Here is a 21,862-nt window from a genome sequence, read left to right on the forward strand (position 1 = left end):
CTGCTGGTGTGGGTCCGGGACGACGGTCGCGGTGGCGCCGACCCGGGCGGGCCGGGCCTGCGCGGGATCGCCGACCGGGCCGAGGCGGCCGGTGGACGCCTGGTCGTCGGGCCGCGGGTACCCGGCCCCGGCACCGAGGTCCGGTTGGAGCTGCCGTGCGCGTCGTCATAGCCGATGATTCGGTACTGCTCCGGGAAGGCCTGGAGCGGTTGCTCACCGAAGCGGGCATCACCACGGTCGCGGCGGTGGGGGACGGAGCCGCGCTGATCAAAGCGGTGCACGAGCACCGGCCCGACGTCGCGCTGGTCGACATCCGGATGCCTCCGACGTTCACGCACGAGGGGGCACGGGCCGCTGTCGAGTTACGGGCTTCCTTCCCGGACCTGGGCATCCTGCTGATCTCGCAGTCGTTGGAAGGCACCCACGCCCTCGAACTCGCACGCAATCACCCCACCGGGTTCGGTTATCTGCTCAAGGACCGGATCGCCGACGTGCGGACTCTCGTCGACGCGATCGAGCGGGTGGCCGGCGGCGGCACCGTGCTCGACCCGGACGTGGTCGCGCACTTCCTGGGTCGGCAGGCGCACCGCGACCGGCTCGGGCCCTTGACGGACCGGGAACGCGAGGTCTTGGCGCTGATGGCCGAGGGCCGCTCGAACTCGGCGATCTCCCGGGCGTTGCGGGTGCACGAGAAGACGGTGGAGAGCCACGTCACGAGTATCTTCACGCGGCTCGACCTCCTACCCGAGCCGGACGACCACCGCCGCGTGCTCGCGGTCCGGGCCTGGCTGGAGCCGGGCGGCGGTTGAGACCCGCCGCCCGGTTGTTTCGCGCGGTTCTTAGAGCCGGACCTGCCACTCACCCCAGTGGTCCCAGAGGCGGAAGCCCATCGCCTCGTTGACCCTGATCATCGGGTCGTTCGAGACCGCGTTCCAGGTCCACACGGCGCCGATCCCGGGCTCGCGTTGCCGGGCCTGCTCGAGGTTCGCGATCTTGATCAGCGTCCCGAGCCGGTGTCCGCGGTGGTCCGGGTCGACGATGGTGTTCCACTGATGGACGTTCGTCCCGTCGTCGACCGCTCGTCCGATGTTGGTGAACCCGGCGACCGTGCCGGTGGCCGTGTGGACGGCGATCGTGGAGAAGACCGTCAGCTCCTGACGGACGGTGGCTGCCTCCTGCATCCGGATCCGGTTCGCGTCGTAGGCCTCCGCCTGCCAGTCCAGACCGTCCATCGGGGCGTCCGTGGACATGCGCCCCACCAGGTAGGCGACACCGTCGATCCACTGCTCGGGAGTCGAACCCACGTAGGAGACCAGTTCGTAGCCGTCGGCGTGGGTGAGCGCCTCGGCCTTCAACTCGGCCGCCACCGCCAGATTCGCTGTGTCCACGACGAGGCGGCGGCGGGCGTCCAGGATGCCGACCTCGCCGTTGATCGACCGGCCGAAGGCCTCGCCGGCGCCGCCGATCGCGGTCTCGAAGAGCACCAGCTTGCGGCCCAGTCCGAGGGCCCGCGCGGTGAGGAAGTCCCAGAGCTCGCGGGCGATCCCGCGCCGGCGGGCGTCGGGGTCGACGATGATCTCGACGAACACGCTGTGGGTGTTGTCCAGTTCCGGGACCCGGAGGTGGGCGCCGGCCACGATGCGTCCGGCCTCCAGCACCATGAAGTGCGTGATCGGCTCGTCCGGGGTCGGGTTCAGGATCCGCAGCGCCTCGTGCCGTAGCGCGTAGGCGGGGTCCTGCGGGTGGTCGACGTCGTGGGCGGCCCGGAACACCGCGACGAACTCGTCGACCCGGGCCGGGTCCAGGACCTGAATCTCCATGCCGCCAGGACACCTGGTGCCGGCGGGCGACGCCACTGAATATTCGCGATATTCGCCTCGGTCAGCGGAGCAGGGCACGGCGGGTACGGCTCCATGCGCGGGTACCGCGTCGCCCAGGCCCCGGACGGCGTAGTGCCGGTCGCGGGGCTTCCGTGACCGGTCCCCATCTCCTGTACGCTTTCCTCATGCGTCTGCGCCTGGCCGTCAACGGCCTCCTCCTTAGCAGCCGCGACGAGGCCCCGTAAGGGCCGGCTCCCTCGTCGCGGGATCAGCTGCGCCTGCCGGTCGCGCTCGATCCGACCCCGCGACATCTGAGGAGCCTTCGATGCAACACCCCCAGCAGCCCAGCGGCATGCCGATCCACCGCTATCCCGCGTACGTCCCCGTCGGCCTGACCGACCGGACCTGGCCGGACAAGGTCATCACCGCCGCCCCGCGCTGGTGCGCGGTCGATCTCCGCGACGGCAACCAGGCCCTGATCGACCCGATGAGCCCGGCGCGCAAGCGCCGGATGTTCGAGCTCCTGGTCAAGATGGGCTACAAGGAGATCGAGGTCGGGTTCCCGGCCGCCAGCCAGACCGACTTCGACTTCGTCCGCCAGCTCGTCGAGGAAGACCTGATCCCGGACGACGTCACCATCCAGGTGCTGACGCAGGCCCGCGAGGAGCTCATCACCCGCACCTTCGATTCCATCCGCGGCTCGAAGCAGGCGATCGTGCACCTCTACAACTCGACCTCGACGCTGCAGCGTCGCGTCGTGTTCGGCCTCGACCGCGACGGCATCAAGGACATCGCCGTCCAGGGCGCGCGGATCTGCCAGAAGCTGGTCGAGACCGTCCCCGAGACCGACGTCTACTTCGAGTACTCGCCGGAGTCCTACACCGGCACCGAACTCGAGTTCGCCGTCGAGGTCTGCAACGCGGTCAACGACGTCTGGAAGCCGACGCCGGATCACCAGGTGATCCTCAACCTGCCGGCCACCGTCGAGATGGCGACCCCGAACGTCTACGCCGACTCCATCGAGTGGATGCACCGCAACCTGGCCTACCGGGACTCGGTGGTCCTGAGCCTGCACCCGCACAACGACCGCGGCACGGCGGTCGCGGCCTCCGAGCTCGGCTACCTGGCCGGCGCGGACCGCATCGAGGGCTGCCTGTTCGGCAACGGTGAGCGGACCGGCAACGTCTGCCTGGTCACCCTCGGACTGAATCTGTTCAGCCAGGGCGTCGACCCGATGATCGACTTCTCCGACATCGACGAGATCCGCCGCACCGTCGAGTACTGCAACCAGCTGCCGGTCGCCGAGCGCCACCCGTACGGCGGCGATCTGGTCTACACCGCGTTCTCCGGCTCGCACCAGGACGCCATCAACAAGGGGTTCGACTGGCTCGCCCGCGACGCGGCCGCCGCCGGTGTCCCCGTCGAGCAGCAGACCTGGGCGGTGCCCTACCTGCCGATCGACCCCAAGGACGTCGGTCGGACCTACGAGGCCGTAATCCGGGTCAACAGCCAGTCCGGCAAGGGCGGCGTCGCCTACATCATGAAGACCGAGTACCACCTCGAGCTGCCGCGCCGGCTGCAGATCGACTTCTCCGCGGTGATCCAGCGGCACACCGAGGTCGAGGGCGGCGAGGTCACCCCGGAGGAGATGTGGGGGATGTTCGATTGTGAGTACCTCGCGCCCTCCGAGATCGGGGCCGAGGGTGGCGTCCAGCTCGACTCGCACCACACCTCCTCGGCGGTGGGCGCGCAGGACGAGCTCTCGGTGAACGTGATCGTCGAGGGCCAGTCCAAGACCCTGACCGGCTCCGGCAACGGACCGATCGCGGCCTTCACCGATGCGCTGTCCTCGATCGGCATCGACGTGCGCGTCCTCGATTACCACGAGCACGCGATGAGCGCCGGCGGTGACGCCCGCGCCGCGGCCTACCTCGAGTGCGCCGTCGGCGGCGAGGTGAAGTGGGGCGTCGGCATCGACGCCAACATCGTCACCGCGTCGCTCAAGGCCGTGTGCTCGGCCATCAACCGCTGACGCAGCAAGACCCGACGATGGCGGACGTTAAGCTCGCGTCCGCCATCGACCTCCCCGAGGTCGTCGCGACCTTGGCCGAGGCGTTCCACGCCGTCCCGATCTTCCGCTGGTTCATCCCGGACGAGACGCGCCGCGCAGCGATCCTGCCCGCGTTCTTCGCCGCGATGTGTGAGGCCTATCTGCCGTGGGGTGAGATCCACCGCTCGGCGGATGGCCTCGCGGCAGCGGTCTGGGCGCCGCCGGGGGAGCACATGCCCGAGGCGCAGGCCGCGGTGCTCGGTCCCAAGCTCGCCGCCGCGCTGGGGGAGTACGGCGCGACGTCGGCGGAGATCCGTCCGCTGCTCGCGCAATGGCATCCGCGCTACCCCCACTACTTCCTGCACTTCCTCGCGGTGCGGCCCGCGGCGCAGGGCCGCGGTTACGGCAGTGCGCTGCTGCGGACGGTCCTCGATCGTTGCGACGCCGAGGGCATCCCGGCGCATCTGGACGCGACCAGCGAGGAGAACAAGCGGCTCTATGAGCGCCACAAATTCGTGGTGACGGCGCGGGTCACCCTACGAGACTCGCCGCCGCTGTGGTGCATGCTCCGGGACGTCACCCCGCAGAATGGCTAGGTGAGCACCTACCGGGACACGGGGATCGTGCTGCGCACCCAGAAGCTGGGTGAGGCGGACCGGATCATCACGCTGCTCACGCGCCGGCACGGCCGGATCCGGGCGGTGGCCAAGGGCGTGCGGCGCACCTCGTCGCGGATCGGGGCCCGGCTCGAGCCGTTCGCCCACGTCGACGTGCAGTGCTACTCCGGGCGCAGCCTGGACATCGCCCAGCAGATCGAGACCATCGACGCCTTCGGCGGCAAGCTCTCCCGCGACTACGCGCGGTGGACCGCCGGTCAGGCGATGCTCGAGGCCGCCGAGCGATTCACCGAGAATGAGCACGACCCCGCGCTGGCGCAGTTTCAGCTCCTGCTCGGCGGGTTGCGGGTCCTGGCCGAGACCGAACGGGACCCGGTGATGGTGCTGGATGCGTTCCTGGTCCGCTCGCTGTCGATCGCCGGGTACGCGCCGAGCTTCTCCGACTGCGCCGGCTGCGGGGCAACCGGCCCACACCGGTTCTTCACCATCCCCGGCGGCGGGGCCTCCTGCGCGGACTGCCGCCCGCCGGCCTGCGCCGCGCCCGGCGCGGAGACCCTCAGCCTGCTCGGCGCCCTGCTCTCCGGCGACTGGGAGAGCGCGGAGACGTCCGCGCCGCGCGCCCGCCGCGAGGCCAGCGGCCTGGTCGCGGCCTACCTGCAATGGCACCTGGAGCGGGGGCTGCGCTCGCTCCGTCACGTCGAGCGGGACCTGCCCGCGCCAACCCAGAGCGCATGAGTCGGCGGCAGTACGCGGCCCCGCCGCCGCATCCGTCCGGCGCGCGTCCACCCACGCTGCCCGCGGAACTGATTCCCCGTCACGTCGCCATCGTGATGGACGGGAACGGGCGCTGGGCCAAGGAACGCGGGCTGGCCCGGACCAAGGGCCACGAGGCCGGCGAGGCCGCGCTGCTCGACGTGATCTGCGGGGCGATCGAGATCGGCGTGACGTGCGTGTCGGCGTACGCGTTCTCGACGGAGAACTGGAAGCGCACCCCGGACGAGGTGCGCTTTCTGATGGGCTTCAACCGGGACGTCATCCACCGCCGCCGCGACGAACTCGACGCGATGGGGGTGCGGGTGCGCTGGGCCGGTCGGCGCCCGAAGCTGTGGCGCTCGGTGATCTCCGAACTGGAGGACGCCGAGGTTCGCACCGCCGGCAACGACAAGATCACCCTGCAGTTCTGCGTGAACTACGGCGGCCGGGCCGAGATCGTCGACGCCGCGCGGGCGCTGGCCGCCGACGTGGCCGCCGGCAAGGTGAAGCCGGACAAGATCAGCGAGGCGAGCTTCGCGCGCTATCTCGACGAGCCGGACCTGCCCGACGTCGATCTGTTCGTGCGCAGCTCGGGGGAGCAGCGCACCTCGAACTTCCTGCTCTGGCAGAGCGCCTACGCCGAGCTGGTCTTCCTGGACACGCTCTGGCCGAACTTCGACCGGCGCCACCTCTGGCACGCGATCGAGCTCTACGCCTCCCGGGACCGCCGCTACGGCGGCGCGGCCCCCAACCCGCCGCCCACCTGAGCAGTCCCATCGTGAAAGCCGGTCGTAAGGCGCGCTCAGTCGAGGCCGATGACGGGCCGGCCGGCGAAGAGCATCAGGCGGTCCTGGGCGCTGGCGACCGCCGGCGCCGGGATCTCGGGGCCGAATCCGTCGGGGCTGCGGATGCCCTCGCCGAAGCGCGTGAGCAGGGCCATCGCGTGGTCCACGCCGGCGGCGTCGAGGGTGTCTTCGAGGCCCGCCGCCTGGCAGAGGTCCCAGGTGTGGATCAGGGTGTCGGAGCAGAGCAGGCCGCCGACCAGATTCGCGAACTCGGACTCGCTGCCGAAGAACCGCACCGGGAACAGCGCCTTCTCGTCCTCGGCCAGGGCCTTGGACATCTCGGCCGTCACCGCGCGCCAGGCCTCGACGACGTCCTCGTGGTCGGTGACCTCGTCGGCGGGTTCGCCGGTCAGCGTGGCGAGCACCCGGCGATGGGTGTCGACGACGTGCGCCATCAGGTCCCGGGAGTTCCAGTTCGAGCACGGGGTCACGGAGTTCCAGTCCAGCCTGCGCACACGGCCCACGCGGACGTCGAGGTCGGCGGCGATCCGGCCGTAGCGGCCGCGGATCTCGTCGAGGTCAGGAAAGACAAGGTCGGGGGACGTCATGTTTCCGACGTTACCCAACGCCCGCGGCGGGATCGCGTCAGCCTGCCGAGCAGCCCGAGCAGCGGCCGAAGATCTCGACCGTGTGACTGACCTCGGTGAAGCCGTGTTCGGCGGCCACCTTGTCCGCCCAGCGCTCCACTGCCGGGCCCTCGACCTCGACCGTCCGGCCGCAGGTCCGGCAGACCAGGTGATGGTGGTGCCCGCCGCTGCAGCGCCGGTAGATCGACTCCCCGTCCCCGGTCCGCAGCATGTCCACCTCACCGGACTCGGCGAGGGACTGGAGGGTCCGGTAGACCGTGGCCAGGCCGACGTTCTCCCCGCGCTGCTTGAGCAGGTCGTGCAGCTCCTGGGCACTGCGGAAGTCGGAGACGGCGTCCAGCGCCGCGGCGACGGCAGCCCGCTGCCGGGTCGCGCGCTGCGGACGGACGCCCACCGAGTCTTCGCTCATATGTTGAGCACGCCCACCACGACCACGGCCAGCAGCGCCGCGACCCGCAGCAGCCGGCCCGCGGTGGGCAGCATCGGCCAGAACGCGGCCAGCAGCCAGCCCAGCAGCCCGGCCACCAGAACGAGCAGCACCAGCCCGAGAACGCCGCCGGCGATCAGGCCGACGACCAGGCCGATCGCGACGAAGCCGGGCAGGACGAGCTTGGGCAGCCGGCCCATCCAGGCCAGCGCAGGCGCGGTGACGGTCGCGACCTTGTTCGCGACCTGCTCCACCGGCACGTTCTGACGCACCCGGGGGTCGGGCCGTGGCGCCGTCGGGCGCGGGCCCGGGCGCTGGTTACGGGGACGTGGTTTCGCGGCCATCTCCCCATCCTGCCAAGGTGTTCCGGTGTTGCTTGTCGCAAGGGTGCCCGGGATCACTGATCCGACGGAGTTCCAGGCCGAGGCGGAGGCCGCCCTCGCGGCGCTGGCCACCCGCCCCGGGTGGGTCTCCGGCCGGATCGGCCGGGCTCTCGACGACCCGGACTGCTGGGTTCTGGTGTGCGAGTGGGACGACGTCGGAAGCGGACGCCGCGGCCTGACCACCGGTGCCGTGCGCATCGCGATCATGCCGCTGATGGCCCGGCTGCCCAACGAACCCGGGACCTTCGAGATCGTCTCCTGCGCCTGACGCTCGTCCACCTCGAACTACCCCCTTCCGGGTCCGTTCGGGCGGTGTCGCGGGCGCCGGGCGGCGAGTAGTGTTGCCCGCTCCACGCACCATCTGCCCGGCCGTCCGTTGTGGAGTTCCCGCGTTGCCTGTTGACCGGATCGACGCGATCGTGAACCTCAGCCGGCGCCGGGGTTTTGTCTTCCCGTCCAGCGAGATCTACGGCGGCACCCGGTCGAGCTGGGACTACGGACCGCTGGGCGTGGAGCTGAAGGAGAACATCAAGCGGCAGTGGTGGAAGGCGTGCGTTCAGAGCCGCGAGGACGTGGTCGGACTGGACTCCGCGATCATCCTGGCCACCGAGGTCTGGAAGGCCTCCGGGCACTTGGAGTCCTTCGTCGACCCGCTCACCGAATGCCAGGTCTGTCACAAGCGCTGGCGGGTCGATGAGCTCACCGAAGAGCCGGAGAAGCTCGCCGACCTGGCCTGCCCGGGCTGCGGCAGCAAGGGCGCGCTCACCGAGCCGAAGCTGTTCAACGGTCTGCTGCGCACCCACCTCGGACCCGTCGACGGCCCGGACGGCGTGCATTACCTGCGTCCGGAGACCGCACAGGGGATCTTCGTCAACTTCTCCAACGTCATGGCCGCCGCTCGCCGGCGCCCGCCGTTCGGGGTCGGACAGGTCGGCAAGTCCTTCCGCAACGAGATCACCCCGGGCAACTTCATCTTCCGCACCCGCGAGTTCGAGCAGATGGAACTCGAGTTCTTCGTCGTGCCCGGCACCGACGAGAGCTGGCACGAGTACTGGCTGGGCGAGCGCTGGAACTGGTACCTCGACCTCGGCATCCCGGAGCAGGACCTGCGCCGTTACGAGCACCCGGCGAACAAGCTCTCGCACTACTCCAAGCGCACCGTCGACATCGAGTTCCGATTCGGATTCAGCGGAAACGAGTGGGCCGAACTGGAGGGCGTGGCGAACCGGGGCGATTACGACCTCACCACGCACTCCAAGAACTCCGGCAACGACCTCAGCTACTACGACCAGGCCACCGGCGAGCGGTGGACGCCCTATGTGATCGAGCCCGCGGCCGGGCTGACCCGGTGTGTGCTCGCCTTCCTGCTCGCCGCGTACTCCGAGGACACCGCCCCGAACGCCAAGGGCGTGCCGGAGAAGCGGACTGTGCTGCGCCTGGACCCGAGATTGGCGCCGGTCAAGGCCGCGGTGCTGCCACTCTCCCGCAACCCGCAGCTCTTGCCCCAGGCCCGCGAGCTCGCGGCCGCGCTGCGCCGAATCTGGAACGTCGACTTCGACGACGCCGGCGCGATCGGGCGGCGGTACCGCCGGCAGGACGAGATCGGCACCCCGTTCTGCATCACGCTGGACTTCGAGACCCTCGACGACGGCGCCGCCACCGTCCGTGACCGCGACTCGATGCGCCAGGAGCGGGTCTCACTCGACCGGCTGACGGGCTACCTCGCCGAGCGCCTGGTGGGCTGCTGAACACTGGGGTGGTGCAGAACACGAGTATGGGGGCGCTTGCGCTCGGCACGCACCAGGTGTGGCCGCCGGTCGTGCTCGCGCCGATGGCAGGGATCACCAACCGCGCCTTCCGGCGCCTGTGCCGCGAACACGGAGCGGGTCTGTACGTCAACGAGATGGTCACCGCGCGCGGCCTGGTGGAGGGGGACAAGACCTCCCGGGCGATGGTCAGCTTCGACGTCGACGAGTCCCCCCGCAGCCTGCAGCTCTACGGCACCGACGCCGCCTCGATCGCCGGCGCGGTCGCTCTGGTGGTGCGGGAGAACCTGGCCGACCACATCGACCTGAACTTCGGCTGTCCGGTGCCCAAGGTCACCCGCAAGGGCGGCGGGGCCGCGCTGCCCTGGAAGCGGGCGCTCTTCGCCCGGATCGTCGGCGGGGCCGTGGTCGCGGCCGACGGCGCGGTGCCGGTCACGATCAAGATGCGGATCGGCATCGACGACGAGCACCCGACCCATCTCGAGGCCGGCCGGATCGCGGCCGCCGAGGGCGTGGCCTGGGTCGCCCTGCACGCCCGGACCGCCGCCCAGCATTACGCCGGCAACGCCGACTGGTCGGCGATCACCGAGCTGAAGGCGCACCTGGCCGGCACCGGGGTGCCGGTGCTGGGCAACGGGGACATCTGGGAGCCGGCCGACGCCCTCCGGATGGTCGCCGAGACCGGCTGCGACGGCGTGGTCGTCGGGCGGGGCTGCCTGGGCCGGCCCTGGCTCTTCGGAAATCTCGCCGCCGCCTTCGACGGCCGGCCCGACCCGGGCAACCCCGGGCTGCTCCAGGTCGCGGCCACCCTGCGCCGGCACGCGGAGCTGATGACGGACGACCTGGGGGAGTTCAAGGCTTGCCAGGAGATCCGCAAGCACATCGCCTGGTACCTCAAGGGCTTCGCCGTCGGTTCCGAGCTGCGCCAGGCGCTCGGCCTCGTCGGCTCCCTGGCGGAGCTGAACTTGCTGCTCAGCGCGCTGGGCAGTGATCAAGCGTTCCCCACCGCGAGTCTCGGCGTCCCCCGCGGGCGGGCCGGTTCGCCGCGGAAGGTGGCCCTCCCCGACGGGTGGCTGAACGACGCCGGGGACGCGGTCGTGGACGACGAGGACGCGGGTCTGGCGGCGCTGTCGGGCGGCTGACCGACCGTCATGATCACCAAATGTTACGAGGGTGAGACGGACGACGCAGAGGGTCAGATAGGACTTTCGGGGTACTACGAGGAAGAATCAGGTCCTGCACAGCTGCGCAGGGTCGCGTGAGCTGGCCCATCCCGGTCTGAAGATCCGGTAAGCCGAGAGAGCGAGAACTCATGGCGCCCGAGCACGGTGCTTCTTCGAACGCTGAGGCGTCCGGCCAGGGGGATGCCCTCGTCGTCGTCATCGGCGCCGGCCCGGCCGGCCTCACCGCCGCCCTCGAGCTGGTCCGCCGCGGCCGCGCCGTGACCGTCCTGGAGGCCTCCGACCAGATCGGCGGCATCTCCCGGACCGAGGTCCGCGACGGCTGGCGCTTCGACATCGGCGGCCACCGCTTCTTCACCAAGGTCCCCGAGGTGGAGAAGTTCTGGCACGAGGTGCTCCCCGACGAGGACTTCCTGCAGCGCCCTCGGATGAGCCGGATCTCCTACCAGGGCAAGCTCTACGACTACCCGCTCAAGGCCGGCAACGCGCTGAAGAACCTCGGCATCATCGAGGCCGTCCGTTGCGTGCTGTCCTACGTCTGGGTGCGAATCCACCCGCCGAAGGACCAGACCAACTTCGAGGGCTGGGTCGCCGCCCGCTTCGGCTGGCGTCTGTACCGGATCTTCTTCAAGACCTACACCGAGAAGCTCTGGGGCATCCCAGGCGACCAGATCCAGGCCGACTGGGCCGCCCAGCGGATCAAGAACCTGTCGCTGTTCTCCGCGATCAAGAACGCGATCTTCCAGCCCAAGGGCCAGACCGAGATCACCACGCTGATCGATGCGTTCCAGTACCCCAAGTACGGCCCCGGAATGATGTGGGAGAAGTGCCGCGATCTCGTCGTCGAGGGTGGCGGCCAGGTGATCATGAAGTCCCCGGTCGTCGCGCTGCACCGGGACGGCGACCGCGTCACCGCGGTGACGGTCCTGCAGTCCGGCCCGGACGGTGTGGAGCAGGAGAAGCTCATCGCCTGCAGCGACGTCATCTCCTCGATGCCGCTGCAGCATCTGGTCCAGGCGATGGATCCGAAGGCCCCGCACGAGGTCATCGAGGCCGCGCAGGGCCTGGGCTACCGCGACTTCCTCACCGTCGCCCTCGTGGTGCCGGAGGAGGACGGCTTCCCGGACAACTGGATCTACATCCACACCCCCGGGGTGAAGGTCGGCCGGATCCAGAACTACGGCTCGTGGTCGCCGTACCTGGTCAAGGATGGCCTGACCTGCCTCGGACTGGAGTACTTCGTCAACGAGGGCGACGGCACCTGGACCTCGACCGACGAGGACCTGGTCGCGCTGGCCAAGAAGGAATTGGCTCAGCTCGGGCTGGTCAAGACGGAGCGGATGCAGGCCGGCTACGTCGTGCGGGTGCCCAAGGCGTACCCGATCTACGACGAGGGCTACGACAAGAAGGTCGACACCATCCGGCACTGGATCGCGGACGAGACCGTCAACGTCCAGGCCACCGGCCGCAACGGCATGCACCGCTACAACAACCAGGACCACTCGATGGTCACCGCGATGTACGCGGTCGACAACATCTGCGGGATCGCGCGGGACCTCTGGACGGTCAACGTCGAGGAGGAGTATCACGAGGAGAAGCGGTCCGGCCCGAACGAGACCGGTGGTGCTGCCACAGCCGGCACCGGGCGGTCCGCGCCGATCCTGCCCCGTAAGAGCTCCTGACGACTCGCGAGAACCAGCCCGCCCATGGTCTCCCTTCCGGCCGCCCCACCGACCCGCGCCGCCGCACCAGCGGCCCGCGGGCGGTTGGAGCGGCTGGAGCCACTGGTGCTGCCGGTCATCGCGCTGGTGGTCGCGCTCGGCGTCGCGCTACGACTGTGGTCGCCCTCGCCGCTGTGGCTCGATGAGGCGCAGACCGTCCAGTTCGCCAGGCTGCCGCTGGGTGACCTGCAGGAGGCGCTGAAGACCGACGGGGCGCCGCCGCTGTACTACGCCCTGCTGCACGGCTGGCTGTCAATGATGGACGCCTTCGGTCTCGACGACCCGTGGGCGGCGCGGTCGCTGTCGATGCTGTTCTCCCTCGCCGCGCTGCCGCCCGCCTACCTGGCCGGACGGCGCCTCGGCGGGACACGGCGGCACGGGGAGATTGCGCTGGTCGTCTTCGCCGCGAACCCGTGGTCGGTGCGCTACGCCGGCGAGGCGCGGATGTACTCCCTCGTCGTGCTGCTGGTGCTGCTCGGTGTCCTGGCCATGGACTGGCTGCGGCAACGGCCCGGGCCACTGCCGGTGATCGCGCTCGGCACCGTCACCGCCGCGCTGCTCTACACCCACTACTGGGCGATGTTCCTGCTCGTGACGGTGGGCGCCGTGATGCTGGTGCGCGCCTGGCGCAATCCGGAGGGGCGGCGCACGGCGCGGCTGGCCCTGATCGGCATGGCCGGTGGTGGGCTGCTGTTCCTGCCCTGGGTGCCGACCCTGCTCTACCAGTCCGACCACACCGGGGCGCCCTGGGCGGCCCGCCCGGATCTCGGCTCGATCGCCTCCCTCCCGGCCGACTGGTCCGGTGGCGAGGGTCCGGCCGGGCGATCGCTCGCCCTGCTCGTCGTGCCGCTGATCTTGCTCGCGGTCTTCGCCCGCCGGCGGCCCGGGTCCTCCCTGGTCGTGGGCGCCCGCCCGGAGGGCATCACGGCGCGGCTGGCGGTGATCTCCGGCGGCACGCTGCTGGTGGCGCTGGCGGTCTGCATGGCGACCGGGGGCGCGGTGGTCGGGCGCTACACCGCGGTCGTCGTCCCCCTGGTCCTGCTGCTGGTCGCCTTCGGGATCCGCACGCTGCCGCCGGCCGCCGGGGTGGGCGTGCTCAGCGCGCTGGTCGTGTTCGGCCTGCTGGCCGGGCTGACCGCGGCCACCACCCCGCACACCCAGGCCGGCCGGATCGCCGACGTGCTCGACGCCCAGGCCAAGGCCGGTGACCTGATCATCTACTGCCCGGATCAGTTGGCCCCGGGGGTCGGGGCCGAGCTGACCCTGACCGGCCTGAACACCCTCACGCTGCCGCCGCAGGCGAACCCCGCGGTCGTCGACTGGACCGACTACGAGGCCCAGATCGAGCAGCTCAAGCCCAAGGTGCTCGCCGACGGGATCGGCGACTACGCCCGTTCCAAGCCCAACTCCACGGTCTGGTTCGTCTCCGGCGTGGGCTACCGCACGCACGCCCAGGTCTGCCCGGCTCTGCACAACCGCCTGGTCGACGAACTCGGCTTCCCGGGGCAGGTCCTCACCCGCGACGGGCGCGGGGCGGAGAAGGCCAGCCTGGAGCGCTTCCCTCGCTGAGCAGCGCCTGACCAGAGTGAGCAGCACCTGAGCAGAGTGACCAGGGAACGCGAAAGCGCCCGCTCCAACGATCGGAGCGGGCGCTTTCAGTGACTGTGGGACGTCACCGAGGGAACCTTTAGAGCGGGCGGACGTTCTCCGCCTGCAGGCCCTTCTGGCCCTGGGTGATGTCGAACTCGACCTTCTGGTTCTCGTCGAGCGAGCGGTAACCCTGAGTCTGGATTGCCGAGTGGTGCACGAAAACGTCTTCGTGGCCCTCGACGGCGATGAAGCCGAAGCCCTTCTCGCTGTTGAACCACTTCACGGTGCCTTGAGTCATGTGTCCTCATCTTGTTGCTTGCTACTTATACGTTGCCAACGCTAGCACGCCTGGGAACCCCCCTTCGGCCGCGTGGCGAGAGCTGCTGCGCCGACCTCGGTAGGCTGCCGGGTTGACGCGTGGACTAAATGAGGGAGCACGGGCGTGCCGAAGTTCGTTTACGACTTCACCGAGGGTAATCGGGACCAGAAGGATCTCCTGGGTGGCAAGGGAGCCAATCTGGCCGAGATGACGAACCTCGGGTTGCCGGTGCCGCCTGGCTTCACGATCACCACCGAGTCCTGCAAGGCCTACCTGGCCACCGGTTCGGCGCCGTCCGAGCTGAAGGACCAGGTCACGGACAAGCTTTCCTGGCTGGAGGCGCAGTTCGGCAAGAAGCTCGGCCAGGCCGACGACCCGCTGCTGGTCTCGGTGCGCTCGGGTGCCAAGTTCTCCATGCCCGGAATGATGGAGACCGTCCTCAACATCGGCCTGAACGACGAGTCCGTCGCGGGCCTGGCCAAGCAGTCCTCCAACGACCGCTTCGCGTGGGACTCCTACCGCCGCCTGCTGCAGATGTTCGGCAAGACCGTGCTGCACATCGAGGGCGAGCACTTCGAGGACGCGATCGACGCGGCGAAGAAGGCGAAGAACACCACCGCCGACCTCGACCTCGACGCCGACGACCTGCGCGGCCTGGTCGAGACCTTCAAGGCGATCATCAAGCAGCACACCGGTAACGACTTCCCGCAGGACCCGCGCGCGCAGCTCGACGCGGCCGTCTACGCGGTCTTCAAGTCCTGGAACGCCCCTCGCGCGATCCTCTACCGCCGTCAGGAGCGCATCCCGGCCGACCTCGGCACCGCGGTCAACGTGCAGTCAATGGTGTTCGGCAACCTCGGCATGGACTCCGGCACCGGCGTCTGCTTCACCCGCGACCCGGGCACCGGGCAGATCGGCCTGTACGGCGACTACCTGGAGAACGCGCAGGGCGAGGACGTCGTCGCCGGCATCCGCAACACCCTGCCGCTGCAGGACCTCGAGCAGCTGGACAAGACCAGCTTCGACCGGCTGATCGCGATCATGTCGCAGCTGGAGACGCACTACCGCGACCTGTGCGACATCGAGTTCACCATCGAGCGCGGCAAGCTCTGGATGCTGCAGACCCGCGTCGGCAAGCGCACCGCGGGCGCGGCGTTCCGCATCGCCACCCAGCTGATCGACGAGGGTCTGATCGACCTCGACGAGGCGCTGCAGCGCGTCACCGGTGAGCAGCTGACCCAGCTGATGTTCCCGAAGTTCGACACCTCCGCGAACCCGAAGCGGATCACCAAGGGCATGAACGCCTCGCCCGGTGCCGCTGTCGGTCGCGCGGTTTTCTCCTCCAAGGAGGCGGTGGCCTGGGCCGAGCGCGGCGAGGCCGTCATCCTCGTTCGCCGCGAGACCAACCCGGACGACCTCGAAGGCATGATCGCGGCCGACGGCATCCTGACCAGCCGCGGCGGCAAGACCTCGCACGCGGCCGTGGTCGCGCGCGGCATGGGCAAGACCTGTGTGTGCGGCGCCGAGGAACTCGACGTCGACACCAAGGCCAAGACCATCAAGGCCCCCGGCGGCCTCACCATCAACGAGGGTGACGTGCTCTCGATCGATGGGTCCTCCGGTGCGGTCTACCTCGGCGAGCTGCCGGTGCAGCCGAGCCCGGTCGTGGAGTACTTCGAGGGCAACCTCGACCCCGCCTCGGCCGACGCCGACGACCTGGTCAAGGCCGTGCACCGGCTCATCACCCACGCCGACGGCCTGCGCACGATGCGGGTCCGCACCAACGCCGACACCCCCGAGGACTCCGCGCGGGCCCGGCGGATGGGCGCGCAGGGCATCGGCCTGTGCCGCACCGAGCACATGTTCCTCGGCGACCGCGCGATCCAGGTCGAGAAACTGATTCTGGCCAACTCCGACGCCGAGCGCCTCGCCGCGCTGGCTGCCCTGGAGCCGCTGCAGAAGCAGGACTTCGTCGAGATCTTCACCGCGATGGACGGCCTGCCGGTCACGGTGCGCCTGATCGACCCGCCGTTGCACGAGTTCCTCCCCAACCTCACCGAGCTGGCCGTCAAGGTCGCGGTCGCGGAGGCGCTGGGCCAGGACCCGGGCCATGACAAGGAACTGCTGGTCGCGGTCAACCGGCTGCACGAGTCGAACCCGATGCTCGGCCTGCGCGGCGTGCGTCTCGGCGTGGTCATTCCCGGCCTGTTCGGCATGCAGGTGCGCGCGATCGCCGAGGCCACCGCGGAGCGGATCAAGGCCGGCGGCGACCCCCAGCCGGAGGTGATGATCCCGCTGGTCGGCGCCGTGCAGGAGCTGGAGCTGATGCGCGAGGAGTCGGAGAACGTCATCGCCGGCGTCTCCGCGCAGAGTGGGGTGGACCTCTCGTTCATCCCGATCGGCACCATGATCGAGCTGCCCCGCGCCGCTGTGACGGCGGGTCAGATCGCCGAGGCCGCGGACTTCTTCTCCTACGGCACCAACGACCTGACCCAGACCACCTGGGGCTTCTCCCGCGACGACGTCGAGGCCGCGTTCTTCACCCAGTACCTGGAGAAGGGCATCTTCGGTGTCTCGCCGTTCGAGTCCCTCGACCGCGAGGGCGTCGGCCGGCTGGTGCGGATCGCCTCAGAAGAGGGCCGGGCCGCCAAGCCCGGCCTCAAGCTCGGCGTCTGTGGCGAGCACGGCGGCGACCCGGACTCGATCCACTTCTTCCACCAGGTCGGCCTGAACTACGTCTCCTGCTCGCCGTTCCGGGTTCCGGTCGCGCGTCTGGAGGCCGGCCGCGCCGCCGGCACCGGCGGCTCCGACACACGCTGAATGCCGCGGGACGTCGTCCCGCAGGGGCGCATGTCAGCCGGCATACCGGCTGGCATGTGCCCGTAGCGGCTGACAGGCCCGGGTGGTGGGCGCGCCGCGCTAGGGTCGGCGGCGATGGAGTCGGAGGCATTCGGCGACGGCTACGCAGCGGCTGACGTCGAGCGTTGGGTGGCCGAGCCGCCGAAAACAACGGGGCGGACCGCGTTCGCGCGCGACCGCGCCCGGGTGCTGCACTCCGCCGCGCTGCGCCGGCTGGCGGCCAAGACCCAGGTGGTCGCCCCCGGTACCGACGACTTCGCCCGCAACCGGCTCACCCACTCCCTCGAGGTCGGCCAGATCGGCCGGGAGCTCGGGTCGTGGCTGCGGGCTGACGCCGACCTGGTCGAGACCGCGTGCCTGGCCCACGACCTCGGCCACCCGCCGTTCGGCCACAACGGCGAGGATGCGCTCGACACCGCTGCCTTCGCCTGCGGCGGGTTCGAGGGCAACGCCCAGACCCTGCGGGTGCTGACCCGGCTGGAGGGCAAGACCTTCGACCCGGACGGTCGCAGCGTCGGGCTCAACCTGACCCGCGCCGCCCTGGACGCGACCGTGAAGTACCCGTGGCCACGCCGCGAGGGCGTGCGTAAGTTCGGCCACTACCCGGACGACGGCGAGGTCTACGCCTGGCTGCGGGGCGGCGCGCGCTCCGGGAAGCGCTGCCTGGAGGCGCAGGTCATGGACTTCGCCGACGACGTCGCCTACTCCGTGCACGACGTCGAGGACGGGATCCAGGCCGAGATGATCGACCTCGGTGCGCTCGCCTCCTCGGCCGAGCGGGCCGACCTGGCGGCGCTGGCCCGCAAGACCTACCTGCCCGACCTGGACGCCGGTGAGCTCGACGAGGCCGCCGCGGGGCTGACCGGGCTGCCCTGGTGGCCGCGGGACCCGGACCGGACCCGGCGTGGGATGAGCCTGCTGAAGAACATGACCAGCCAGCTGATCAGCCGGTTCTGCCTGGCTGCGCAGGCCGCGACCCACGAGGTGCACGGCACCGGCCCCCTGACCCGGTACGGCGCCGACCTCACCGTGCCGCGCGAGACCCAGGTCGAGATCGCCCTGCTCAAGGCCGTCGCCGCCCGCTACGTCATGCACACCGAGGCCCGGGAGATGCTGCAGGCCAAGGAGCGGGCGATCATCGCCGAGCTCGTCGATGCCCTCGAAGCCGGCGCACCGGACACCCTCGACCCGGCCTTTGCGGTCGACTTCGGCGCCGCTGGAAACGATCTCGATCGACGCCGCGTCGTGCTGGACCAGATCGCCTCGTTGTCCGACATCTCGGCGATTGCGCTGCATTCGCAGCTGACCGGGAGCGCCGCGCACTAACGGGACCTGAGGCCCCTCCCAGCGCATTCGCAGGCAACACCACGCAAGTGGCGGATGCATGCTGCCGTCGAGGGCAGCACCCAGTAACGACCAGTAGGTAGCCTCGGACGGTGCTCGCCGCCGTCGTCTGTCCGCAGCCCCCGCTGCTGATCCCAGAGATCGCGGCGGGGGCTGCGGCGGAGCTGGACGAGTTGCGGGCCGCCTGTGACGCGGCTTTGAAGGCGGGTCTGGCGGCCGGGCCGGAGCGGGTGGTGCTGGTCGGCCCGGGGAGGTACACGCATCCCTGGCCGGCCGATGCCGCCGACGGATTGGCCGACCTCGGCATGCCCAAGCCGGCCGGGGACCTGCCGCTCTCCTTGACCGTCGGCCGCTGGCTTCTGGAGCGCGCCGGATGGGACGGGCCCCGTTCGCTGCACTCCATCGCCGCCGCCGCCGCCGCTGACGAGTGCGCCGCGCTGGGCGCACAACTCGCCGGCGGACCGCCCGCCTTGCTGCTCGTGACCGGCGACGCCAGCGCCCGCCGCACCGTCGGCGCCCCGGGGCATCTGGACCAACGCGCCGAGGCCTTCGACGCGGACGTGGCTGCGGCCCTGGCCAAGGCTGACGTGGGCGCGTTGCTGGAGCTGGACGCGGCGCTGGCAGCTGACCTGCTCGCCGCCGGCCGTCCGGCCTGGCAGGTTCTCGCCGGGGCCGTCCACGCCGCCGGGGGCTTCTGGGCCGGCACCCTGCACCACGACGCCGCCCCCTACGGCGTGGGCTACCTCGTCGCGTCCTGGCTGCGCGCCTGATCGCGGGGGATGTCATCCCTGTCGACCGCGGAATGTCCGATTTGCCCGGCTTCCCGATGTCGAGAGGGCTGACATCCCCGCGAAAGTTGATGGGCTGGCCCCCGTCGGAGTTCTGCCGCGACGGACGACGATAAGGATGTGAGCGCACAACCGGCATCGGCGGCGGCCCAGGACGATCTCCTGGCGCTGTACGACGTTGCGCTCCCACTGGTCTACGGCTACCTGCTCCGACGGTGCGGCGGCCGGCCGCTCGCGGAGGACCTGACGGCGGAGACTTTCCTCGCCGCCGTGGACGCCGTCCGCAAGCCGGATCCGCCGCGGATGGAGGTGGCCTGGCTGATCGGGGTCGCCCGGCACAAGCTGGTCGACCACTGGCGACGCCTCGCGCGGGAGGAACGCAACCTGCGCGCCGTCGAGGCACCGGCCGAGGCCGAGGACCCCTGGGACGCGACGCTGGACGCCCTCGTCGCCCAGGCCACGCTGGAACAGCTCGGCCCGCATCACCGCGCCGCCCTGACCCTGCGCTACCTGGACGATCTGACGGTTCCTCAGGTCGCGGCGGCGCTGGACCGCACCCTGCACGCCACCGAGGCGTTGCTGGTGCGCGCCCGCGCCGCGTTCCGTGCGGCCTACGACATCACCCCGACCGGGAAGGAGGACGACCATGGCTGACCCGCTGGAGATCCTGCGGACCACCGACGCCCCCGTCGACCCCGACCCGGCCTTCGCCGCCCGGCTGCGCGCCCGTCTGGCGCGCGCCCTTGCCGCCCCTGAAGGAGTCACTGTGAGTGCCCCGACCGTTGACCTGACCTCCGCTGTGTCCGTCACGACCCCGGCCGCCGCGCCGAACACCGCGCTGACCCCGTACCTGGCGGTGAGCGACGCCCGCGCCGCGATCGACTGGTACACCGACGTCTTCGGCGGTGCGCTCGTCGGGGAGCCCTACGAGATGCCGGACGGGCGGATCGGGCACGCCGAACTGCGCGTCGCCGGCGCCCGGCTGTACCTGGCCGACGAGTTCCCGGAGATGAACCTGCAGGCGCCCACCGGCGCCACCTCGGTGACGCTGCATCTGGCTGTCCCCGACGTGGACGCCCTCGTCGAGGTCGCCCGCGCGGCGGGCGCCGAAATCGAGCGCGAGCCCGCCGATTACCCCTACGGGCGCAACGGCGCGGTGCGCGACCCGTTCGGGCACCGCTGGCTGCTGGACCAGGTCGCCCCGGTGCCCGCGGGCGGTGACGGCGACGTCGGGTACTTCTCGCTCTGGATGCCGGACCTGGATCGGGCGGCGGCGTTCTACGGCGCGGTGCTGGGCTGGACCTTCGCCGAGCGCAGCCCCTTCGCGCGGATGATCGAGGGACCGACCTCGCGTGCCCTGGTCGCGCTCGACGCGCCGAACGCGGGGTTCTGGCCCGAGCCGCGTCCGGGAGCCTTCACCTCGCGGGCCGTCGCGGACATCGACGGCGCCGTCGCCCGGGTGCGGGCGGCCGGCGGCCGCTCCACCGATCCGTCGGAGACCCCGTACGGGCGCAGCGCGGACTGCCTGGACGACCAGGGCATCCCGTTCTCGTTGCACGAGCGCGAGTCGGGCAGCCCGCGTCCGGCGCTCAACGGCACCGACCCCGGCGATGTCGCGTACTGGACGATGCAGGTTCCCGACGCGGCCCGGGCGCGGAACTTCCACGCCGCGGTCTTCGGCTGGACCTTCGTCGAAGGGCACGCGGCCGACGGGTGGCAGGCCGAGGGCCCGGCCCCGATGACGGGCCTGCACGGCGGTCACCCGCAGGCGGACCTGGTGCCGATGTACCGGGTCGAGGACGTCGTCGCCGCGGTGGAGCGGGTCCGCGCCGCCGGTGGCACCGCCACCGACCCGGAGCAGCAGCCCTACGGGATCAGCTCCGAGTGTGTGGACGACCAGGGTCTGCCCTTCTACCTCGGGCAGCTCTGAGCGAACGCCGCGAGGGCCCCAAGAGATGACATCTCTTGAGGCCCTCGGACGGTGTCTGCGAGCTCAGCCCATCGGGGGACCGGTCGGCGGCGTGGTCGGCGTGGTCGGCGGGACTGTCGGCTGCGGGGGCTCCGCGGGGCCGGTTGCCATCGGCGGCGCGGGATCGCCCTGATCCTTGCCCTCGGCGCGGTCGAGGCCTTCCTTGGCCTTCTCCAGCCCCTTGTCGATTTTGTCGCCGTGCTTGCCATGGGTCTTCTGGTTGACCATGTTGCCGGCCTTCTCCAGGCCGGACTCGATCTTGTCGCGGTTCTCGGTGACCTTGGCCTTGGCCTTGGCCTTGAGCTCGTCGAGCTTGCCCATCCGGGCCTCCTCGTGGTTCGGGGTCGTTCTTGATGGCCTTCCCCAACCGGCACCCGGGAACCACGTCAGCTCAGTGACGACTGGAACACTGGGTTCGTGCCCGAACCCCTGCCCGATCCGTTGGTCGTCGCCGTGGTGGGGCCGACCGCGACCGGCAAGTCCGGTCTCGGGGTCGAGCTAGCCCGCAGGCTCGGCGGCGAGGTGGTGAACACCGACTCCATGCAGCTTTACCGCGGGATGGACATCGGGACGGCCAAGCTGACCCCGGCCGAGCAGGGCGGTGTTCCGCATCACCTCCTCGACCTCTGGGAAGTCACCGAGCCCGCCGCGGTCGCGGCCTACCAGCGCCTGGCCCGGGGCGTGGTGGAGGACCTGCTGGCGGCCGGCAAGTCGGCCGTGCTGGTCGGCGGTTCCGGGCTGTACGTGCGGGCGGTGCTGGACGACCTCGACTTCCCCGGCACCGAGCCGGCCGTGCGCGCCCGGCTGGAGGCCGAGGTCGAGCAGGTCGGCCCGCACGCGCTC

22 protein-coding genes are annotated in these 21,862 nt (G+C 70.7%); 16 read left to right on the forward strand and 6 right to left on the reverse strand.

Annotated features, from left to right (window positions below):
- Nucleotides 1-155 precede the first annotated feature (155 nt).
- Complete coding sequence (locus tag H0X00_RS07320; protein ID WP_293768560.1) at nucleotides 156-809, forward strand: response regulator; 654 nt, start codon at nucleotides 156-158, stop codon at nucleotides 807-809.
- A 30-nt stretch (nucleotides 810-839) separates the two neighbouring features.
- Here the strand turns inward: H0X00_RS07320 and H0X00_RS07325 are convergent, their stop codons facing one another.
- Nucleotides 840-1,820 (reverse strand): GNAT family N-acetyltransferase, encoded by a 981-nt coding sequence (locus H0X00_RS07325; protein ID WP_293768562.1) that lies wholly within the window; start codon nucleotides 1,818-1,820, stop codon nucleotides 840-842.
- A 325-nt stretch (nucleotides 1,821-2,145) separates the two neighbouring features.
- Between H0X00_RS07325 and leuA the strand changes: the two genes are divergently transcribed.
- The 4 genes from leuA to H0X00_RS07345 are packed head-to-tail and all read left to right on the forward strand — an operon-like array spanning nucleotide 2,146 to nucleotide 6,007.
- Nucleotides 2,146-3,852 (forward strand): 2-isopropylmalate synthase, encoded by a 1,707-nt coding sequence (gene leuA / locus H0X00_RS07330; protein ID WP_293768564.1) that lies wholly within the window; start codon nucleotides 2,146-2,148, stop codon nucleotides 3,850-3,852.
- Nucleotides 3,853-3,869: 17 nt separating this feature from the next.
- Nucleotides 3,870-4,466, forward strand: coding sequence for an N-acetyltransferase (locus H0X00_RS07335; protein ID WP_293768566.1), 597 nt, complete (start codon nucleotides 3,870-3,872; stop codon nucleotides 4,464-4,466).
- Nucleotides 4,467-5,222: a DNA repair protein RecO gene (gene recO, locus H0X00_RS07340; RefSeq protein ID WP_293768568.1), complete on the forward strand. Its 756-nt coding sequence runs from the start codon at nucleotides 4,467-4,469 to the stop codon at nucleotides 5,220-5,222.
- Entirely contained in the window at nucleotides 5,219-6,007 is a 789-nt protein-coding gene (locus H0X00_RS07345) for an isoprenyl transferase (RefSeq protein ID WP_293768570.1), read from the forward strand. Before recO ends, H0X00_RS07345 begins: the two co-directional genes overlap by 4 nt.
- Before the next feature lie 35 nt (nucleotides 6,008-6,042).
- Here H0X00_RS07345 and H0X00_RS07350 read toward each other — a convergent pair whose 3' ends face one another.
- From H0X00_RS07350 to H0X00_RS07360, 3 genes are read right to left on the reverse strand one after another with little or no spacing between them, the layout of a single operon-like run.
- On the reverse strand, nucleotides 6,043-6,633 hold the full coding sequence (locus H0X00_RS07350) for a TIGR03086 family metal-binding protein (protein ID WP_293768572.1): 591 nt from the start codon (nucleotides 6,631-6,633) through the stop codon (nucleotides 6,043-6,045).
- Between the two features lie 37 nt (nucleotides 6,634-6,670).
- Nucleotides 6,671-7,081 (reverse strand): Fur family transcriptional regulator, encoded by a 411-nt coding sequence (locus H0X00_RS07355; RefSeq protein WP_293768574.1) that lies wholly within the window; start codon nucleotides 7,079-7,081, stop codon nucleotides 6,671-6,673.
- Nucleotides 7,078-7,443 (reverse strand): DUF6703 family protein, encoded by a 366-nt coding sequence (locus H0X00_RS07360; RefSeq protein ID WP_293768576.1) that lies wholly within the window; start codon nucleotides 7,441-7,443, stop codon nucleotides 7,078-7,080. Before H0X00_RS07360 ends, H0X00_RS07355 begins: the two co-directional genes overlap by 4 nt.
- Nucleotides 7,444-7,468: 25 nt before the next feature.
- On the opposite strand from H0X00_RS07360, the gene H0X00_RS07365 reads away from it, so the two are divergent.
- From H0X00_RS07365 to H0X00_RS07385, 5 genes are all read left to right on the forward strand, one after another.
- On the forward strand, nucleotides 7,469-7,750 hold the full coding sequence (locus tag H0X00_RS07365) for a hypothetical protein (protein ID WP_293768578.1): 282 nt from the start codon (nucleotides 7,469-7,471) through the stop codon (nucleotides 7,748-7,750).
- Nucleotides 7,751-7,874: 124 nt separating this feature from the next.
- Nucleotides 7,875-9,230, forward strand: coding sequence for a glycine--tRNA ligase (locus H0X00_RS07370; RefSeq protein ID WP_293768580.1), 1,356 nt, complete (start codon nucleotides 7,875-7,877; stop codon nucleotides 9,228-9,230).
- 26 nt (nucleotides 9,231-9,256) lie between these two features.
- Nucleotides 9,257-10,390, forward strand: coding sequence for a tRNA dihydrouridine synthase DusB (gene dusB / locus H0X00_RS07375; RefSeq protein WP_367186477.1), 1,134 nt, complete (start codon nucleotides 9,257-9,259; stop codon nucleotides 10,388-10,390).
- 170 nt (nucleotides 10,391-10,560) lie between these two features.
- Nucleotides 10,561-12,111: an NAD(P)/FAD-dependent oxidoreductase gene (locus tag H0X00_RS07380; RefSeq protein ID WP_293768584.1), complete on the forward strand. Its 1,551-nt coding sequence runs from the start codon at nucleotides 10,561-10,563 to the stop codon at nucleotides 12,109-12,111.
- A gap of 24 nt (nucleotides 12,112-12,135) precedes the next feature.
- Nucleotides 12,136-13,719, forward strand: coding sequence for a glycosyltransferase family 39 protein (locus H0X00_RS07385; protein WP_293768586.1), 1,584 nt, complete (start codon nucleotides 12,136-12,138; stop codon nucleotides 13,717-13,719).
- Nucleotides 13,720-13,837: 118 nt separating this feature from the next.
- On the opposite strand, the gene H0X00_RS07390 is transcribed toward H0X00_RS07385, so the two are convergent.
- Nucleotides 13,838-14,038, reverse strand: coding sequence for a cold-shock protein (locus H0X00_RS07390; protein ID WP_293768588.1), 201 nt, complete (start codon nucleotides 14,036-14,038; stop codon nucleotides 13,838-13,840).
- Between the two features lie 144 nt (nucleotides 14,039-14,182).
- Between H0X00_RS07390 and ppdK the strand changes: the two genes are divergently transcribed.
- From ppdK to H0X00_RS07415, 5 genes are all read left to right on the forward strand, one after another.
- The gene (gene ppdK, locus H0X00_RS07395; RefSeq protein ID WP_293768590.1) at nucleotides 14,183-16,879 is read left to right on the forward strand and encodes a pyruvate, phosphate dikinase; all 2,697 of its coding nucleotides are present in this window, start codon (nucleotides 14,183-14,185) and stop codon (nucleotides 16,877-16,879) included.
- A 114-nt stretch (nucleotides 16,880-16,993) separates the two neighbouring features.
- Entirely contained in the window at nucleotides 16,994-18,244 is a 1,251-nt protein-coding gene (locus H0X00_RS07400) for a deoxyguanosinetriphosphate triphosphohydrolase (protein ID WP_293768592.1), read from the forward strand.
- A 110-nt stretch (nucleotides 18,245-18,354) separates the two neighbouring features.
- A complete protein-coding gene (locus tag H0X00_RS07405) occupies nucleotides 18,355-19,032 on the forward strand; it encodes a hypothetical protein (protein ID WP_293768594.1) in 678 nt (225 codons plus the stop codon).
- A 138-nt stretch (nucleotides 19,033-19,170) separates the two neighbouring features.
- Nucleotides 19,171-19,704 (forward strand): sigma-70 family RNA polymerase sigma factor, encoded by a 534-nt coding sequence (locus tag H0X00_RS07410; RefSeq protein WP_293768596.1) that lies wholly within the window; start codon nucleotides 19,171-19,173, stop codon nucleotides 19,702-19,704.
- Nucleotides 19,697-20,980: a VOC family protein gene (locus H0X00_RS07415; RefSeq protein WP_293768598.1), complete on the forward strand. Its 1,284-nt coding sequence runs from the start codon at nucleotides 19,697-19,699 to the stop codon at nucleotides 20,978-20,980. Before H0X00_RS07410 ends, H0X00_RS07415 begins: the two co-directional genes overlap by 8 nt.
- Before the next feature lie 63 nt (nucleotides 20,981-21,043).
- Here H0X00_RS07415 and H0X00_RS07420 read toward each other — a convergent pair whose 3' ends face one another.
- A complete protein-coding gene (locus H0X00_RS07420) occupies nucleotides 21,044-21,340 on the reverse strand; it encodes an antitoxin (RefSeq protein WP_293768600.1) in 297 nt (98 codons plus the stop codon).
- A gap of 96 nt (nucleotides 21,341-21,436) precedes the next feature.
- Between H0X00_RS07420 and H0X00_RS07425 the strand changes: the two genes are divergently transcribed.
- Nucleotides 21,437-21,862 (forward strand): tRNA (adenosine(37)-N6)-dimethylallyltransferase MiaA (locus tag H0X00_RS07425; RefSeq protein ID WP_293768602.1); only part of this gene is annotated, 426 nt, incomplete at its 3' end.

Origin of the sequence: Sporichthya sp. (genome assembly GCF_013815995.1) — a bacterium.
Classification (GTDB): domain Bacteria; phylum Actinomycetota; class Actinomycetes; order Sporichthyales; family Sporichthyaceae; genus Sporichthya.

Excerpts from the sequence above, each read along its gene's own strand:
- H0X00_RS07325 (WP_293768562.1), bottom strand. The coding sequence starts at position 1,820 with ATGGAGATTCAGGTCCTGGACCCGGCCCGGGTCGACGAGTTCGTCGCG.
- leuA (WP_293768564.1), top strand. The coding sequence starts at position 2,146 with ATGCAACACCCCCAGCAGCCCAGCGGCATGCCGATCCACCGCTATCCC.
- H0X00_RS07335 (WP_293768566.1), top strand. The coding sequence starts at position 3,870 with ATGGCGGACGTTAAGCTCGCGTCCGCCATCGACCTCCCCGAGGTCGTC.
- H0X00_RS07415 (WP_293768598.1), top strand. The coding sequence starts at position 19,697 with ATGGCTGACCCGCTGGAGATCCTGCGGACCACCGACGCCCCCGTCGAC.
- H0X00_RS07380 (WP_293768584.1), top strand. The coding sequence starts at position 10,561 with ATGGCGCCCGAGCACGGTGCTTCTTCGAACGCTGAGGCGTCCGGCCAG.
- H0X00_RS07360 (WP_293768576.1), bottom strand. The coding sequence starts at position 7,443 with ATGGCCGCGAAACCACGTCCCCGTAACCAGCGCCCGGGCCCGCGCCCG.
- H0X00_RS07400 (WP_293768592.1), top strand. The coding sequence starts at position 16,994 with ATGGAGTCGGAGGCATTCGGCGACGGCTACGCAGCGGCTGACGTCGAG.
- H0X00_RS07390 (WP_293768588.1), bottom strand. The coding sequence starts at position 14,038 with ATGACTCAAGGCACCGTGAAGTGGTTCAACAGCGAGAAGGGCTTCGGC.
- H0X00_RS07345 (WP_293768570.1), top strand. The coding sequence starts at position 5,219 with ATGAGTCGGCGGCAGTACGCGGCCCCGCCGCCGCATCCGTCCGGCGCG.
- H0X00_RS07385 (WP_293768586.1), top strand. The coding sequence starts at position 12,136 with ATGGTCTCCCTTCCGGCCGCCCCACCGACCCGCGCCGCCGCACCAGCG.
- H0X00_RS07420 (WP_293768600.1), bottom strand. The coding sequence starts at position 21,340 with ATGGGCAAGCTCGACGAGCTCAAGGCCAAGGCCAAGGCCAAGGTCACC.
- dusB (WP_367186477.1), top strand. The coding sequence starts at position 9,257 with ATGGGGGCGCTTGCGCTCGGCACGCACCAGGTGTGGCCGCCGGTCGTG.
- H0X00_RS07350 (WP_293768572.1), bottom strand. The coding sequence starts at position 6,633 with ATGACGTCCCCCGACCTTGTCTTTCCTGACCTCGACGAGATCCGCGGC.
- H0X00_RS07355 (WP_293768574.1), bottom strand. The coding sequence starts at position 7,081 with ATGAGCGAAGACTCGGTGGGCGTCCGTCCGCAGCGCGCGACCCGGCAG.